At 72.3% G+C, this 15,252-nt stretch carries 15 protein-coding genes; 1 reads left to right on the top strand and 14 read right to left on the bottom strand.

The window, feature by feature from the left end; translation table 11 throughout:
• Positions 1-112: 112 nt before the first annotated feature.
• The 10 genes from BMY40_RS12040 to BMY40_RS11995 all read right to left on the bottom strand — a co-directional run bounded on the left by BMY40_RS12040 (position 113) and on the right by BMY40_RS11995 (position 10,004).
• A complete protein-coding gene (locus BMY40_RS12040) occupies positions 113-1,030 on the bottom strand; it encodes a fumarylacetoacetate (FAA) hydrolase (RefSeq protein WP_093658489.1) in 918 nt (305 codons plus the stop codon).
• Between the two features lie 29 nt (positions 1,031-1,059).
• Positions 1,060-2,358 carry a pyridoxal phosphate-dependent aminotransferase gene (locus tag BMY40_RS12035; protein ID WP_093658487.1) on the bottom strand — a complete coding sequence of 433 codons (1,299 nt, stop codon included), beginning with the start codon at positions 2,356-2,358 and terminating at the stop codon, positions 1,060-1,062.
• Between the two features lie 65 nt (positions 2,359-2,423).
• Complete coding sequence (locus BMY40_RS12030; protein WP_093658485.1) at positions 2,424-4,115, bottom strand: AMP-binding protein; 1,692 nt, start codon at positions 4,113-4,115, stop codon at positions 2,424-2,426.
• Positions 4,112-5,230 (bottom strand): Glu/Leu/Phe/Val dehydrogenase dimerization domain-containing protein, encoded by a 1,119-nt coding sequence (locus tag BMY40_RS12025; protein ID WP_093658483.1) that lies wholly within the window; start codon positions 5,228-5,230, stop codon positions 4,112-4,114. The genes BMY40_RS12030 and BMY40_RS12025 overlap by 4 nt, the downstream gene beginning before the upstream one ends.
• A gap of 67 nt (positions 5,231-5,297) precedes the next feature.
• Positions 5,298-5,861 (bottom strand): type 1 glutamine amidotransferase, encoded by a 564-nt coding sequence (locus tag BMY40_RS12020; protein ID WP_093658481.1) that lies wholly within the window; start codon positions 5,859-5,861, stop codon positions 5,298-5,300.
• 11 nt (positions 5,862-5,872) lie between these two features.
• On the bottom strand, positions 5,873-6,688 hold the full coding sequence (locus BMY40_RS12015) for an amino acid kinase family protein (RefSeq protein ID WP_093658479.1): 816 nt from the start codon (positions 6,686-6,688) through the stop codon (positions 5,873-5,875).
• Entirely contained in the window at positions 6,685-7,749 is a 1,065-nt protein-coding gene (argC, locus tag BMY40_RS12010; RefSeq protein ID WP_093658477.1) for an N-acetyl-gamma-glutamyl-phosphate reductase, read from the bottom strand. Before argC ends, BMY40_RS12015 begins: the two co-directional genes overlap by 4 nt.
• Positions 7,746-8,597, bottom strand: coding sequence for an ATP-grasp domain-containing protein (locus BMY40_RS12005; RefSeq protein WP_093658475.1), 852 nt, complete (start codon positions 8,595-8,597; stop codon positions 7,746-7,748). Before BMY40_RS12005 ends, argC begins: the two co-directional genes overlap by 4 nt.
• Before the next feature lies 1 nt (position 8,598).
• Entirely contained in the window at positions 8,599-8,784 is a 186-nt protein-coding gene (locus BMY40_RS12000; RefSeq protein WP_093658473.1) for a lysine biosynthesis protein LysW, read from the bottom strand.
• Positions 8,785-8,852: 68 nt separating this feature from the next.
• A complete protein-coding gene (locus BMY40_RS11995) occupies positions 8,853-10,004 on the bottom strand; it encodes a LeuA family protein (protein ID WP_093658471.1) in 1,152 nt (383 codons plus the stop codon).
• A 237-nt stretch (positions 10,005-10,241) separates the two neighbouring features.
• On the opposite strand from BMY40_RS11995, the gene BMY40_RS11990 reads away from it, so the two are divergent.
• Entirely contained in the window at positions 10,242-10,994 is a 753-nt protein-coding gene (locus tag BMY40_RS11990; RefSeq protein ID WP_093658469.1) for a maleate cis-trans isomerase family protein, read from the top strand.
• 60 nt (positions 10,995-11,054) lie between these two features.
• On the opposite strand, the gene BMY40_RS11985 is transcribed toward BMY40_RS11990, so the two are convergent.
• The 4 genes from BMY40_RS11985 to BMY40_RS11970 all read right to left on the bottom strand — a co-directional run bounded on the left by BMY40_RS11985 (position 11,055) and on the right by BMY40_RS11970 (position 15,219).
• The gene (locus tag BMY40_RS11985) at positions 11,055-11,744 is read right to left on the bottom strand and encodes a response regulator transcription factor (protein ID WP_093658467.1); all 690 of its coding nucleotides are present in this window, start codon (positions 11,742-11,744) and stop codon (positions 11,055-11,057) included.
• A 29-nt stretch (positions 11,745-11,773) separates the two neighbouring features.
• Positions 11,774-12,979: an IS701 family transposase gene (locus BMY40_RS11980; RefSeq protein WP_093658465.1), complete on the bottom strand. Its 1,206-nt coding sequence runs from the start codon at positions 12,977-12,979 to the stop codon at positions 11,774-11,776.
• Positions 12,980-13,388: 409 nt separating this feature from the next.
• Positions 13,389-14,633: an MFS transporter gene (locus BMY40_RS11975; RefSeq protein ID WP_093658463.1), complete on the bottom strand. Its 1,245-nt coding sequence runs from the start codon at positions 14,631-14,633 to the stop codon at positions 13,389-13,391.
• A gap of 52 nt (positions 14,634-14,685) precedes the next feature.
• A complete protein-coding gene (locus tag BMY40_RS11970; protein ID WP_093658461.1) occupies positions 14,686-15,219 on the bottom strand; it encodes an SDR family oxidoreductase in 534 nt (177 codons plus the stop codon).
• Positions 15,220-15,252: the final 33 nt, after the last annotated feature.

The following is a 15,252-nucleotide window of genomic DNA, read 5'->3' as shown; positions in this document are numbered from 1 at the left end:
TCCGGAGCCGGACCGCGGCAGGGGCCCGGCACGGACGCCGCGCCGCCGGGGCCGCCCGGAGGGCGGCCGCGGTGCGCGGCATCCTAGCGTCCTTCCCGGTCGCCCCGGCGGCTCAGGCGAGGGGAGCGGGGGAGACGTACCGCACCGTGTTCTCGAAGGCCACGCCGTGGCTCTTCACGTCGATGGCGATCCGGTCCCCGTCGGCGATGCGGAACCCGTCGTGGAAACTGGCCTCGTCGGCGCCCAGGAGCACGTAGTTGACCAGGCCGGGCCGCCGCACCGCGGGGAACGAGAACAGGTGCTCCACCATGTCCCGCACCCGGAAGTACAGGGCGTCGCCGCCGCAGTCGAAGTTCCCCTCCCAGGCGGCCGCACCGTCCCGCTCGATGGTGACCCGGCCGGTCACCGACTGCGGCGGCTCCCCCAGGAACAGCCAGGGCGCCATGGCGGTGTCGCACAGCTTGCAGTACGGGTTGTAACCGGGGTCCTTGCGGTGCAGGCCGATGTCGCACAGATCGTTGCCGAAGGTGTAGCCCGCGTAGTGCGGGGTGCCGTCGGCGTCGTTGACGTAGACGAGGGCCACCTCGGGCTCCTCGATGAGGGCGACCGGGTTCGCGGGCACGTTCAGCGCCTCGCCCGGCAGCCGCACCCAGTCGCCGAAGCCCTTGAAGAACCACTTGGGCGGCGTGAAGTCCCCGCCCTCCGGAGCGCTCTGCCCGCCCCACTTCTTCTTGTGCGTGCCCATGAAGCCGCTCAGCAGCGCGTTCCCGGTGGCCGTCGGCAGCAGCGGGGGCAGCAGCCGCACCTCCGGGTCGTCGGCGGCGACGGTCACCTCCTCGGCGCCCTCGGCGACGGCGGCCCTGACAGCCGCCTCCGAGCCGTCGGTGGCGACGAAGGCCGCCGCCAGCCGCCCGTCGGCCACCCGGTACAGGGTCTGCTGCGTGCCGGCCTCGGGCCGCCCGAAGCCGACGTGGCGCTCTCCTCTGTAGGTGGCCTCGAAGACGGTGGGGAGGGGCGTGGCAAGGGACATGGGATGGGTCCTCCTGGGACTGGTGGTGGTCAGGACTGGGGTGAGAGGGCGCCGGTGGCCGTGCGCACGAGGTCGGACAGGGCTTCGCCGACCTGCTCGACCGCTCCCCGGATCCACGGCAGTTCGAGCGGTTCCGCCGCGGTGAGGGCGGCTGTGCGCTGCTCGTCGGTGTCGCCGTAGAGACGGCTCGTGGCGGCCCGGATCCGCAGGGCGCTCCCGGGCTCCCCGAACGCGCTCGCCGGAAGGACCCCGACGCCGTGGCGTTCGCTGAGGAACCGGGCCAGCCCGTCGCCGTCGTGCACGCCGTGGACGCGGGCCAGGCGGTCCCGGACCGGCTCGAAGTCCGGGTACAGGTAGCAGGTGGCACGCACCGGGGCGAGGGCGGCCCCGGCCGCGGTGAAGCGGTCGGCGACCGCGCGCACCACCGTCTCGTGCAGCCTGCGGCCGGCCGCGACGTACTCCGTGATCTCCGGCGGCTCGCCGAACGCGTACGCGGCCGCGGTCTGCACGGGCGCCGGAGGGCTGGACCAGATCTGGCTGGCGACGGAGACGAGGCGGGTGTGCAGGGCGCGTCCGATGTCGCTGTCGGGGAGCCGGGCCACGCCGGTGCGCCAGCCGCCGACGGCCAGGCTCTTGGTGAGTCCCGTGGTGATGACGGTGCGCTCGGCGGCGTGCAGGGCCGGCGACTCGGCGGGCGCCGAGGTGTCGTAGACGAGATCACGGTAGATCTCGTCGGACACGACGACCAGATCGAGTTCCCGGGCCGCCGCCGCCAGGCGCCGTACCGTGCCGGGCGAGGCGACGGTGCCGGTCGGGTTGTCCGGCACCGTCACCACCACGGACCGGGGGTCCCGCCCGGCGGCGCGCGCTTCGGCGACCGCCGCGCGCAGCCGGTCCGGATCGGGCACCCCGCCCTGCCCGGGCACGATCGGCACGGGGATGGGGCGGGCCCCCGCCAGCCGGGCCTGCGCCGCGTAGCTCACCCAGCTCGGCACGGGCACCACCACGTCGCCTCCGAGGGCGAGCAGCAGCGCGAACAGCAGCGGTTTGCTCCCCGGACCGGCCACGATCAGTCCGGGGTCGATACCGAGACCGCGCCGCCCCCAGTACCCGGCGACGGCGGCACGCAGCGCGTGACCGCCGGCCACGGGGCCGTACGCGCTCTCGCCCGCCGCGGCGGCGAGCCGCTCCCGCAGGGCGGGGTGCACGGTCAGGCCGATCTCTCCGCTGGCCATGGACAGAACCTTTTCCCCGGCGCGGCGTCTGCGGGCCAGAGCCTCGTCGGCGGCGAGGGTCGCCGACATGGAGACCGGTGTCGATTCGCGCATAACAGACTCCAGGGTGAGGGGCTCGGAAGGGTCGGGGACGGCCTCCCCGGGGCTCCGGAAGCCGTTCAGCCGGCCGCCGGGGCGTACCGCCGCCGCAGCTCCGCCTTGCGGACCTTGCCGGTCAGGGTCTTGGGGAGGGCGGGCAGCAGCTCCACGCGGTCCGGCAGGAAGCGGGGATCGTGGCCCGCGTTCCCGAGGTGGGTGCGGATCTCGTCGAGCGAGGGCCCCGTCCCGCCGCGTGGGACCACCACGGCGCAGATCGCCGTCCCGCCGCCGTCCGCCGCGGACGGCAGGCCCACCAGAGCCGCCTCCACGGCCTTCGGATGGCTGCCGATGACGGCCTCCAGCTCCGTCATGGGCGCCACGAGGCCGTCGCGGACGATCGCGTCGCGGGCACGGCCGACGATGCGGATGCCGCCGCGGCCGTCGTCCCGCGCGAGGTCTCCCGTGTCGAACCAGCCGTCCGCGCCGAACTCCGCCGCGAACGCCTCCTCGCGCCTGTAGTAGCCGAGGGCCAGGGATGCCCCGCGTACCCTGAGCCGGCCCACGAGGTCGCGCTCGCCGTCGAAACCGGCCGGGTCGATGCGCGTCTGCATGGCGTCGATGGCGCGCCCGTTGCTGTGCGCGGCCCAGTCCGCCGGGTCCTCGGGCCGGGTCATGGTCACCGGGCCGTTCTCGGACATGCCCCACAGCGAGTAGGTGCGTGCGCCGAGGGCCTCGTGGACCGCGTCGGCCAGCTCCGCGAGAACCGGGGCGGAGCCGATGACCACGTGCCGCAGCGTGCTCGTGTCGCGCTTCTCGACCCGCTGCGAGGCGGCCACGTCGGCCAGCGTGGCGGGCGGCCCGTACAGGAGCGTGGCCCCGTAGCGCTCCACCAGGTCCAGGAGTGCGGCGTTGTCGCGCATGTCCTGGAAGGAGACGGTGCCACCGAGCATCACGCCCGCGAGGATGCCCTGGGCGAAGCCCGAGTAGTGCACGAGCGGCGTGGACACGGCGGCGACCCAGGAACCGTCGAGCCCGAAGGCGTCGACGTAGCCGCGTACGGCCGAGTGGACCGTGTTCTGGCTGTGCAGCACACCCTTGGACTCGCCGGTGGTCCCGGAGGTGAACAGGACCACGAAGGGCTCGTCGGCCGTGAGCGCCAGGCCGTCCAGCCGGGTGCCCCGGTGCTGCTCCCGGGCGGTGGCGACGAAGTGGTCGTGGAAGGGGAGGGCCCCCTCGGGGGCCTGCCCGTCCACCACCAGGACGTGCTCCAGGGCGGGGAGTTCGTCCTTGAGCGCGGTGACGACGCGCGCCAGGGGCGTGCCGGACCAGTCCGGAAGCGTGACGCACACCCGGGCGCCCGTGAGGCCGAGGCGGTGGCGCAGCTCCTCCTCCGGGCAGACCGGCGAGATCGGGCAGACGACGGCGCCGACGCGCATGCAGGCGAACATCAGCGGCACCATCTCCCACCGGTTGGGGAGCTGGACGGCGACGAAGTCACCGCGCCGCACGCCGAGTTCGAGCAGGGCCATGGCGAATCGGTCGGTCAGCCGAGCCAGTTCGGCGTAGTCGAGGGTGTCGGTCCGGGACTCGGTGATGCGACGGCCCGCGATGGCGAGTTTGCGCGGGCGCTCGCGCGCGTGGCGGTGCAGGTCGTCGAGGAACGTCTCGTCCCGCCACCAGCCGCGGCGCCTGTACTCGGCCGCACGCTCCTCGGGCGGTGCGGCCTCCGGACGGGGGAGCGCGGTCGCGGCCTTCGTGGTCGCCGTGCTCATCGGCGTTCCTTCCCGCGGGCGGCGAGCAGCTCCGGCAGCGGGTCCCCGGCACGCGAGGCGGCGATCTCCAGGAGGTCCAGGGTGTTGCGGCGCACCCGGTCGCCGACCCAGTCGAAGACCCACGCCTTGCGCTCGTCCGCCGGCAGGTCGAAGGGAACGACCCGGGTCACGGCCAGGGCGGCCGATGCGGCTCCGCCGATGTTGGCGATCACCCCGGGGACCAGGGTGGCGCCCGACGCCGCCAGCTTCTCCTTCGCCTCCGGACTGGAGGCGATGTTGGCGCCCTCGACGATCAGGCCGGCGCGCAGCCGGTGCACGTTCTCGGAGTTGATCGCATGCTTCTGCGCCGCCAGGATCAGCAGGTCGGCGTCGATGTCGAGCCAGGCGTCCGGCCGGTTGGAGACGGTGACGTGCTGCGGCAGACGGGACCGGTCGATCCGCCCGAACTCGTCGGTCACCGCCATCAGATCGGCCACCGGCAGCCGGTCCGCGCTGATGGTGCCCTGCACGTCGGCGACGCCCACGACGATGTGCCCGCGCTCCTCCAGGAACCGTGCGACCGCCCGGCCCACGGCACCGAAGCCCTGCACCACGACCCGGGCCGCCTCCTTGCGGCCGCTCGCCCCCAGGGCGGTGACCGCGGCGACCCCGACGCCGTGCCCGGTGCAGTCGATCAGCGGCTCGTAGTAGGTGCGCCAGTCGATCGGCATGTCCGGGGCGCCCAGCCGGTAGCGCGGGTCGTAACCGGCCTCGTCGAAGAAGACGGCCCGGTCGGCGGGGGTGACGCCCATGTCGATGCCGAGGTGGATACCGCCGTGCAGCAGCGGCTTGACGGTGCGGCCGAAGGTGCGGAAGGTCTGCTCGCGGTCACCGCCCTCGGAGACGATGCCGGCCTTGGCGCCGCCGATGGGCAGACCGGCGAGCGTGAACTTCTGCGTCATGTCGCGGGCGAGGTCCGCCACCTCCTCCTCGGTGACGCCCGCGGTCATCCGCGTGCCGCCCATCGCCAGGCCGTTGTAGAGCGTGTCGACGACCACCCAGCCCTTGATGTCGCCGCCGCTGCCGTTCAGATGCGCGGTGAACGCGGGCTTCGGAGGGTTCTGCTCGTCACTCATCCCCAAGTCCTTCGGTAGGTAGGTGTGTACGGCCGGTGAGGGCGCCCGTGCTCGGGCGCGGGTGCCCTCACCGGTAAAGCTGTGCAAAGCCCCGCAGGATCTCCAGCCCGTCGCTGCGGAACTCCAGATGGGCCTGCGAGCCGAGGATCCGGCCGTCGTCGGAGCGCAGGAACTCCACGGGAGCGTGCTCGGAGCGGCCGATGGAGCGGAAGCCCTCGGGGGCCTCCCGGAGGTAGAGGGTGTGGCGGTGGAAGACCGTCACCGTCGGCTTCACATAGGTGAAGAGCGGCTCCTCCTTGTCGACCTGCACCTCGTAGCCGCCGACCCGCTGGGGGCCCTCGGCGAGCCGGCCGCCCGCCGCGACGGCGAGGATCTGCATCCCGCCGCAGATGCCGAAGACCGGGACGTCGGCGCTCATGACGAGGTCGACGAGCGGCTTGTAGTAGCCGAGGTCGTAGGCGCGGACCTTGGTGCCGCTCAGGACGATCGCCTGGTAGCGGCCGTCGAGCCGGGCCGGTACGGATGCCGCGTCGACCGCCTCGGTGTCCGAGCCCAGTTCCTCGAAGCGTCTGCGGAGCTGCTTCAGGGACAGTGTTCCGTTGTTGACGACGAGTACACGGGATCGAGTCACGTGCGCGCTCCTCACGCTCGGGTGATGACGGTGCCGCTGTCGGCGTTGAGCAGGCCGGTGACGGGCGCACTTCCGATGACGACCCGCTCCACGCCCCGGTCCAGCGCCTCGCCCGCGGCACGCAGCTTCTTCCGCATGCCGCCGGTGGCGCCCTTGTCGCGGAACCTGGCCGCGGCCTCCGCGCCGATCCGGCGCACGGGCTCTCCGTCGATCAGCAGGTGCGCGACATCGGTGACGAGGACCAGGTCGGTGGCACCGGTGGCGCCGGCGATGGCGGCTGCGGCCCTGTCGGCGTCGGTGTTCACCTCCCGGCCCGCCGCGTTCCGGGCCAGCGGGGTGACGAGGCGGGCGTGGCCGGGGCGCAGGTCCCCCAGCGGCGCCGTGTCCACTCCGGTGATCGGGCCGACGAGGTTCTCCATCTCGACGAGCTGCTTGTCCCGCCACCACCAGCGCTCGCCCTCGCCCGCCTCGACCAGGCCGTCACTGCCGAGCAGCCGCTCCGCGGTGACACCGCGCGACGCCAGCCGCCCGATGACCTCCTCGCCCAGCTTGGCGCTGACGGTCTTGATGTCCTCGATGACCTCGGGCGTGGTCCAGCGGCTCTGGTTGCCGTACCGGTCGCGCAGGATCGCCGACGGCTCGCTGTAGCGCGGGCTCAGCCGCTTCAGCGGCTTGGACCAGCCGTGCACGAGGATCAGCGGGGTGTTCTCCCCGTGCCGGGCCAGATCGTCCCACCAGGTGCCGTCGAGGTCGTCCAGGCAACTGCCGCCCAGCTTCACCACGGTCGGCCGCACGGCCGGCCCCCGGGTCTCCCGTGTCCGGCTCATGCGGGCATCACCGGCTGCATCGTCAGGCCCGTCTCCTCGGGCAGTCCGAACCGCTTGTTCGCGGCCTGCACGGCCTGGCCCGCGGCGCCCTTGACGAGATTGTCGAGGGCGGCGAGGACGACGATGCGGCCACCGGCCCCGTCGTCCTCGTCCCGCATGACCGTCACGTCGCAGAAGTTGGAGCCCAGGACGGCCTGCGGGTCGGGCACCGGGATCAGCGTCTCCGCGTGCCGCCGCACACGCACGAAGCGGTGTTCCTTGTAGAAGCGGACGTACGCCCGCTGCAGCTCGCGCTGGTCGACGGTCTCGTCCGTGAACACGTACGAGCTGGCGAGCAGGCCGCGCACGTGCGAGACGCCGTACGCGGACATGCTCAGGGAACCGACGGAACCGGGCTTGTTCCGCTCCAGGAAGTCGCGGACCTCGGCGGCGTGCCGGTGACCGGTCGGGGCGTACGGGGCGATGGCACCGTTGCGCAGGGGGTGCAGGTCGGCGGTGCGCAGCTGGAGGCCGCCGCCGCTGGAGCCGCTCTTGCCGTCCACCACCACGGTCTTCAGATCCATGCCGAGGCCCATGGTGAGCGGGGCGAGACCGAGCGTGATCGCGGTGGCGTAGCAGCCGGGCAGTGAGATCAGGGCGGCGTCCGCCATCTGGTCGCCGACCAGTTCGGGCACGCCGTACACGAAGCGGTCGGCGAGGTCGGTGCGCCGCTTCGCCTTCGGGTACCAGCGGTCGTGCAGCTCCGGTGTGCGGATGCGGAAGGCGCCGCTGAGATCGACGACGGCCGCGGTCCGGTCGGCGAGCAGCGCGGCCAGTTCGGCCGAGACCGGCGCCGGAGTGGCCAGGAAGACGACGTCGGCCCGGTCGGCGGTCTCCTCGGTGACGGGCTCCACCGTCAGGCCCAGGTCGAGGCGCAGACCCGGGTGCAGCTCGGCCGGACGCCGGCCGACGTGGGAGGAGCCGCCGAGGAAGGTCAGCTCCATGTCGGGGTGCTGGGTGATCAGTCTGATCAGTTCACCGCCGGCGAGCCCGGAGGCGCCGACGACTCCTGCACGGATCATGAGAGCATCTCCTGGACGTGGCGGCCGATGGCCGATGGGATGTCCGCCTCGGTCGTCGAGGCCACCGCCCGGAAACCGGGAGCGTGGTTGACCTCGTTGACGGCGTAGCCGTCGGGGGTGCGGAAGAGGTCGATCCCGTAGATCCCGGCACCGAGTTCGGCCACCACGGTGTCGACGATCTTCAGGACGTCGGGGTCGTGGGCGACGGCGCGGCTGTTGTTGCCGAGCGCCGCGTTGTTGCGCCAGTCGGTGCCGCCGCTTTCGAACTCGGCGGCACCGACCAGCTCGCGGCCGACGACGAGGCAGCGCACCGAGGCGCCGCCGTCCAGGTACGGCTCCACCAGGCAGGCCTGCTCGAAGGCGTGCCCGAGGTCCTCGACGTAGTCGTAGACGGACTGGGCGGTGTCGGTGTGCCGGATCAGCGTGACCCGTTTGCCCATACCGCCGTAGACCGGCTTGAGGACCAGCGGGACGTCCATCTCCTCGAGCGCCCTGGTGAAGTCCTTGCGGGACAGCACGAGCCGGAAGTCCGGCACGGGAACGCCCGCGGCGCGCAGCACGGTGCGCAGGACCGCCTTGTTCTCGCAGGCGTTGATCGCCCTGGCGGTGTTGAGGACGGGCACCCCGGCCGCCTCGGCGAGCGTGGCGATCAGGCCGCCGCGGGTGTAGCTGCGGCTGCGCACCAGCAGTGCCTCGTAGTCGGCCACGGAAGGGCCGTCCGGGTGACCGAGGCACAGGGACTCGTCGTTGACCCAGTCGATGCTCAGGCCGGAGTGCGGGGCGGCGTCGATCAGCCGGCGTTCCTCCCAGCCGACCCGGTCCGCGATGATCGCGACTCTCCTGGGCATGTCACTGGCCCCAGTCGCGGAGCTGCACCTCGACCATCTGCAGGGAGAGCCTGCCCTCCTGTACCTCTTCGACGCGCAGCGTGAGCATGCACTCGGGGCAGGAGAGCGTCTCGCCCTGGACGATCGGGGGGACGGTCAGGTCGGTCTCGCACTCGGGGCAGGTGCCGGTGAAGGTCGCGGTGGGCATGACTCAGCTCCGTATGTCGTCGTGGGATCGGTCGGGTTCGGTGGAATTCGCCGGAACGGGCCGGAGGTTCAGGCGGCCTGGAAGTCGATGGCGGCCTTGCGGATCGCGTCCCGGTCCATGAGCGGGCCTCCGTCGCGCTCCTGCCGCTCGGTGAGCCACGGCGTGAAGGCGTCGACGTCGACGAGGACGCCCGAGCCGTCGAGGGCCCACTTCACGAGCGCGGGGGTGAGGCGGGTGCGGACGCGCAGCTCGCGCGTGTTGCCGACGAGTTCGGCGGGCAGGGTCTCGTACGCCTCCGGGTGGGTGAGCTGCCCCGGCAGTTCGTAGGCGAAGGCGTGCGGTGTGGTCGGCCCCGACTGGAAGGCGTCGCCCAGGCCGGATCCCCTCAGCGCGACCCGTGACAGCTCGGTGAGGTGGGTCAGGTCGAAGCGGGTGTCGTCGTGGAGGACGCGCAGGGAGGTGAGCAGTTCGGCCAGCGGGGCGTTGCCGCCGCGCTCGCCGATGCCGCCCACGGTCGCCGAGATCCACCGCGCTCCCGCGCGGACGGCGGCGAGCGAGTTGGCGACGGCCATGCCCAGCATGTTGTGCGAGTGGATCTCGATCTCGGAGCCCTCGATCGCGGTGAGGTCGGCGATCACCTCCTCCATCTGCCACGGTGACAGGTACGCGACGGTCTCGGCGAGCCGGAACCGGTCGGCGCCGGCCTCGAAACCCGCGGTGACGTAGGGAACGAGCCGCTCCCTGGGCGTGCGGGCGCCGTCCTCGCCGCTGAAGGTGACGTGGAAGCCGCGCTCCTTGGCCTGCGAGATCGCCGAACGGGCCAGCGCGTGCAGAAACCTGGGGCTGGACGAGCCGAGCTTCAACGCGGCGTGCTGCTCGGACGTGGGTATGGAGTACATGATGTGGCGCACACCGAGCCGCTCGGCCTCGTCAAGGGCCTTGGCGACCTGCCGGCGGTCCCGCACCACCACGAGGGTCATGCTGCGCTCGGGGGTGACGGCCTCGTGGGTGGCGAGGACGAGGTCGGCGTCCTTGGAGTTCGGGCCGGACACCATGCCCACCTCGACCAGGGAGACGCCGGTCCTCACCAGCAGGTCGGCGATGACCGCGGCGTCCTCGGGGCCGAACTCGACGCCCGCCATGTGCGCGGAGTCCCGCAGGGTCGCGTCGGATATATGGGGCGCTCTCGGATATCTCTCAGGACTTTCCGAAGATGTCATTCTCCTCAACTCCTTCTTGCGGATTTGGCAGGTGAACCGAAGTCGGAGATTTCGGCGGGCGGCGCTCTACAGGATTCACCGGGCGGCGGTACGAGACAAGGCGGCCGAGGTCAGAACTCCGTAGGGAAGTGTCAAGGAATGTCAGACAGGAAAAGGACTGCAAGGCCGGTGTGCGCCGGACGTCATTTCGGCCGGCTCCGGCCCCCTCAGCCGCGGCGCGCCCCATACCGTGCCGCCATGGACCTTTTCTCGCTGCCCAGGCTCGGAGTCGTAGTCCCTCCGGAGAACCCCACCGCGGAACCTGAGTTCAACCAGTTGCTCGGTTCCCTTCTCAATGTGTACGCCTCCCGTTTTCCGGTGACGCCGGGAAAGAGCCTCAGGGCCATGCTGGAGACGTACAACCGCGTACTTCCCGATACGCTCGGCGCCTTCGGCGGCATGGAACTGGACGCCGCCGTGGTGGCCTGCAGCGCTTCGCACTACCTGCTGGACCCCGAGGGCGATCACGCGCTGTGCGAGGAGTTGTCGGCGCGCGCCGGCTTCCCCGTGCGTTCCTCGACGCAGGCGATACTCGCGGCCTGTGCGGCCCTCGGGGTGACCCGTCTGACGCTCGTCTCGCCGTACCAGCCGTGGCTCACCGACACCTCCCGCGCCTTCTGGGAGCGGGCCGGGCTCAAGGTCGACGGCGTGGTGACGGTCCCGGCGGCGCGGCACCCGGACCGTCAGGACCACTACGACCCGTACCGGGTGACCACGCGGGCGATAACGGAGCGGCTGCGCGAGCACCGGCTCCCCGACGGCTCCGCGCTGCTGTTCACCGGCACGGGCATGGGTACGCTCGCGGCCCTCACCGAGCTCGCCCGGGAGGACGCCTCCCGCCCCCTGCTGTCCTCGAACCTGGCATCCGCCTGGTGGGCGCTGCGTACGGCGGGGCGCGGCGCCGGCGCCGCGCATCCGCTGCTGCGGCGTCTGGAGGACCGGACGGCGTGACACGTCGCGGGGCCCCGGGCGGCATGCCGCCCGGGGCCCCGCGACGGGGTGCGCGGACGCTCAGCCCGCGGATGTCTCCGGCATCTGCCAGGCGTGGCCCATGCGGTAACCGACCCCGCGGACCGTGATGATCCAGCGGCTGGATCCGAGTTTCGCCCGCAGGCTGCTCACGTGGGTGTCAATGGTGCGGCTGGTCTGCACCCAGGAGCTTCCCCACACTCTGGCCATCAGCTCCTTCCGGGACACCACGGTCCCGGGGTCGGCGGCCAGGGCGTAGAGCAGTTCGAACTCCTTCGACGTGACGTTGACGACCCGGTCGCGCAGACGCACCTCCCGCGTCCGCGGATCGATGTGGAGCGGACGCAGGGAGATGGTCTCCGGTGTCGGCGGCTTGGGGCGGACACGACGCAGTACCGCCTCGATGCGGGCCCCCAGCTCCCGGTGACCCCAGGTGGTCGCGACGCAGTCGTCGGCGCCCGCTTTCAGGGCGAGGATCCGCTCCAGCTCGCTGTCGGTGTGGGTGAAGGCGATCAGGGGGACGTTGCTCTCGGCCCTCAGGGAGCGGCACAGTTCAGGGCCGTCGATGTCGGGCAGGTCCAGGGAGAGCAGCACCAGACCGGCGTCGTGGTGGGCGCGCAGGGCGCGTGCTCCCGTGTCGACGCTGTGGGCCGAGTACCCCTGCCGGCGCAGATCGCGCACCATGGCTTCGGCGGCGGAGGCCTCTCGCTCCACCACGAGTACGTTTCTCATGTGCCCAGAACCTCTCTCTCGGCGGCCGGTCAGCCGGCGGCTCTGGTCGGTGCCGCGTGCGGCACCGGGGACATGGCGAGGGAGCGGGCGGCGCCGTGGAGGTGCTGGTGGACGTAGGCGGCCGAAACCATGGTCATGTGGTGGTGCCAGCCGGGAAAGGAACGGCCTGCGAAGTCGAGCGCGCCGAACTGCTCCCGCAGTGTGGTGACGGCGGTGCGGACGGCGGCGCGGCTGCACACCAGTGCCATGGTCTCTTCCACACACCGGTCCGTCAGGCTGGTGATCCAGTACCGGGCGGGCTGCCGGCCGTCCGGATCGCGGAGCTCCAGGAGCCGGTAGCGTTGTGAACCGCCTTCTCTGTCGGTGTCGTGCCGTGGCAGACGCACCGTCCCGGCGTACGCGCGGATCGGCGCCGTCCTGGGGAGGCTGCCCGCCGCCTGGCGCTCCGCCGTGTACGGCCGCCGGGTGCGCCGCATCTCCAGCAACCGGCCGGCGGTGGTCACGGAGGACGCGTGGTGCCCGGCGAGCACGGGCTGGGCCGGTCCGACCTCGCACACGACGTCGAACCGGTGCCGGGCGAGCCCGGCCAGCAGCCCTCCCGCGTCCTCGCACCGGGCGAGGTCGAGGACCCAGGGGACGCGGGGCAGTCGTGGCTGCGCGGCGACGGCTGCCGCGTGGTCGAATATGTAGGAGCTCATGGGGCGCGCGGTCTCCGCCTCCGGAATGCGCGCCCGGCGTCTGCGCTGCCGGTCCCGGTCCCAGGCGTCGTCGAGAACCAGGCTCCAGCCCACCGGGAAGCAGTGGGCGTCGGCGGAGAGGAAGAGTCCCACGGCCTGCTGGCAGTTGATGAACCGACCGGTCGCGGCGTTCAGCCGGCGGTGCACCCCCACCGAGTGCACCCCGCGCTTGGGAATGGTCAGTTCGGCGACGACCCACGCGCGGGGGGTCGTGTTCGCGGCGACCCATAAGGCCAGTCTGCGGCGCACCGGTTCCCAGTCCCACGGGCTGGCGTTGATGAACTGGTGCAGGCCGTGCGCCGTCGCCGGAGGCATCAACTCGGTCCGCGCCATGCCCCGCGGCGTCTTCCTGCCGGACGCGTGGATCAGGCCCTGCAGGTACGCCCTTGCCCAGCGGCGCTGCTCCGCACGGTGGAGCGGTTCGAAGACCTCCTCCAGGAACTCCTGTGTGCGCGAGCCTCCGTCTGACACGGTCGTAGGCACTCCGCTTGACGACATGTAACGCTACGCCCCCTCATACTCGCGTCGTTCGCACCTGAAGCCGGTGCACGGCAGTCTGTACGAGGGATAAAAATACCTTCTCGAAGGAAAAATTTTCGGGCTGATCGCCGAGTTCGCGATTTCCTTCTCTGACCTGCCCGAACGCCGTCCGGTGGGGCGCCCGTCCAGAGGGCCCGGCCGCAGGAATCGGCGCCCTTCGAACGGAAGGAGGCGTATGCGGGGGCGAACCCGCCGAGGGGCCGCCCGCCCCGCACGCGGGCGGCCGCCGAAGGCCGGGGATCGGTGTGCCTTCGGCGGCCGCCCGGGAGACCGGAGCGGACCCGGTCTCCCTGCGAACCCGTCTTCGTCCGGAAGGGGACCACGGCCGACGGCCCCGGACCCCGCCGACCGGGATCCGGGGCCCGCCCTACGCGCCGGGCCGCTTGGCGGGGAAGCCGTGCTTGTGCGCCATGAGGACGACCGCGAGCACCGGTGCCAGGAGCAGCATCACGGCCCAGGGGAAGGATTCGCTGCCGACCACGTCGAGCAGGACGCCGCCGACGATGCCGCCGCCCGCCATGGCGACGTTCCACAGTGTCACCAGCATCGCCTGCGCCGCGTCGGCGGCCTTGCCGCCGGCGTCGCCGGCGGCCGTCTGCAGCAGTGTGGGCACGCCGCCCCAGCCCAGGCCCCACAGGGCGGAGGCGAGGTACACGAGGGCCGCGTTGTCGGCGACGACCGCGAGCAGCGCGGCGGCCACGGCGACCAGCAGGACGCTGGCGACCGTCAACGAGCGCAGCCGGTGGTGGATCTGCGCGCCGACGATCCAGATGCTGACCAGCGAGGCGCCACCGAAGACCAGCAGCACCAGATCGGTGTCGTCGCCCATGCCCAGGTCGTTGACGAACGTGGCGATGTAGGCGTACAGGATGGTGTGGGCCAGGACGAAGACCAGGACGACGAACAGCACCGGGGACACCCCCGGGACGCGCAGCGCCCCCAGCATCTTCGGCCGCTCACCGCGCGCCTGACCCGGATAGTCGGGCACGCCCATGAAGATCCACAGCAGCAGCACCACCGTGAGGGCCGTCATCGACAGGAACGCCGCGCGCCAGCCGAGCGCCGAGCCGAGGAAGGTTCCGGCAGGCACACCGAGGGAGAGTGCCACGGGGATGCCCGCCATGGCGATGGCGATGGCCCTGCCCTGCAGGCGGACGGGCGCCATGCGCCTGGCGTACCCGACGAGCAGGGCCCAGGCCAGACCGGCGGCGACGCCCGCGACGAACCGCGCCACCATCGTCAGACTGTAGACCGACGAGAGAGCCGTGACGGTGTTGGCGACGGCGAAGCCCGTCATCGACGTCAGCAGCAGCCGCTTGCGCCGCCAGCCCGCTGTGGCCGCGCTCAGGGGGATCGCGGTCAGAACGGTGCCGATCGCGTAGATCGTGACGGTCTGCCCGGCCGCCGACTCCCTGACGTTCAGCCCCTCGCTCATCGCGGGGAGGAGACCGGCGGGAAGGGTCTCGGTGAGGCTGGTGATGAAGACGGCCGTGGACAGGGCCAGCAGGGCGAAGAGAGGCAGCTTCTCCCGCTCCTCGCCCCCGCCGTTCGCAGGCGGCGCGGCACGGGTGCCTGGGCCGGGAGGATCCGCGATCTCGGGTGAGGTGCTCATGTGATGTGCTCCGGGTCTCGGGGAACGTGGATGTCTTTGAAGCGGAGTGCGGTCACGGATTGCCGAGGCCGCCGTCGACGGGGAGCCGGACGCCGGTCGTGAACGTCGCGTCCGTCGCCAGGAACAGCGCGGCGCGGGCCACTTCCTCGGCGGAGCCGAGACGGCCGAGCGGCGGCAGCGGCGCGGTATCGTCCGCCGATGCCTCGATGCAGCTCGGTGCCACCGCGTTGACGCGGATGCCGCGGGAGGCGAGCTCGGCGGCGAACTCGTGCACGGCGGCGGGGGTGGTCAGCACGACCCCGCCGCCGTCCCTGAGATACGGCAGCAGCGGGCGCGCCGTGGCCACGGCGTCGGCGAACACGAAGTCGACGCCCTGGCCGGCCGGCCAGGGGCCGTGCTCGACGGCGCCCGGGGCGACGACCCGGGCGGCGGAACCCAGCTCGGCGCTCGCGTACGCGCGCTCCCGAGGGGTGCGGGCGGTCAGCAGGACCTCCGCGCCCCCCTCCACGAGACGCTTGGCGATGGCCAGGTCGATACCGGTGGCCTGGCCGACGACGACCGCCCTTCTCCCCGCGTACCTGGTCATGCCCGCCGCTCCCTTCCGGCGCCCTGTACCTCG

This window comes from Streptomyces radiopugnans (assembly GCF_900110735.1).
GTDB lineage: Bacteria > Actinomycetota > Actinomycetes > Streptomycetales > Streptomycetaceae > Streptomyces > Streptomyces radiopugnans.
This window is presented reverse-complemented; position numbering and strand designations above follow the sequence as displayed.

What these genes read in the sequence shown, in the direction of transcription:
- BMY40_RS12040 (WP_093658489.1), bottom strand. Translation starts at nt 1,030, where the DNA reads ATGTCCCTTGCCACGCCCCTCCCCACCGTCTTCGAGGCCACCTACAGA.
- BMY40_RS12035 (WP_093658487.1), bottom strand. Translation starts at nt 2,358, where the DNA reads ATGCGCGAATCGACACCGGTCTCCATGTCGGCGACCCTCGCCGCCGAC.
- BMY40_RS12030 (WP_093658485.1), bottom strand. Translation starts at nt 4,115, where the DNA reads ATGAGCACGGCGACCACGAAGGCCGCGACCGCGCTCCCCCGTCCGGAG.
- BMY40_RS12025 (WP_093658483.1), bottom strand. Translation starts at nt 5,230, where the DNA reads ATGAGTGACGAGCAGAACCCTCCGAAGCCCGCGTTCACCGCGCATCTG.
- BMY40_RS12015 (WP_093658479.1), bottom strand. Translation starts at nt 6,688, where the DNA reads ATGAGCCGGACACGGGAGACCCGGGGGCCGGCCGTGCGGCCGACCGTG.
- argC (WP_093658477.1), bottom strand. Translation starts at nt 7,749, where the DNA reads ATGATCCGTGCAGGAGTCGTCGGCGCCTCCGGGCTCGCCGGCGGTGAA.
- BMY40_RS12005 (WP_093658475.1), bottom strand. Translation starts at nt 8,597, where the DNA reads ATGCCCAGGAGAGTCGCGATCATCGCGGACCGGGTCGGCTGGGAGGAA.
- BMY40_RS12000 (WP_093658473.1), bottom strand. Translation starts at nt 8,784, where the DNA reads ATGCCCACCGCGACCTTCACCGGCACCTGCCCCGAGTGCGAGACCGAC.
- BMY40_RS11995 (WP_093658471.1), bottom strand. Translation starts at nt 10,004, where the DNA reads ATGACATCTTCGGAAAGTCCTGAGAGATATCCGAGAGCGCCCCATATA.
- BMY40_RS11990 (WP_093658469.1), top strand. Translation starts at nt 10,242, where the DNA reads ATGGACCTTTTCTCGCTGCCCAGGCTCGGAGTCGTAGTCCCTCCGGAG.
- BMY40_RS11985 (WP_093658467.1), bottom strand. Translation starts at nt 11,744, where the DNA reads ATGAGAAACGTACTCGTGGTGGAGCGAGAGGCCTCCGCCGCCGAAGCC.
- BMY40_RS11980 (WP_093658465.1), bottom strand. Translation starts at nt 12,979, where the DNA reads ATGTCGTCAAGCGGAGTGCCTACGACCGTGTCAGACGGAGGCTCGCGC.
- BMY40_RS11975 (WP_093658463.1), bottom strand. Translation starts at nt 14,633, where the DNA reads ATGAGCACCTCACCCGAGATCGCGGATCCTCCCGGCCCAGGCACCCGT.
- BMY40_RS11970 (WP_093658461.1), bottom strand. Translation starts at nt 15,219, where the DNA reads ATGACCAGGTACGCGGGGAGAAGGGCGGTCGTCGTCGGCCAGGCCACC.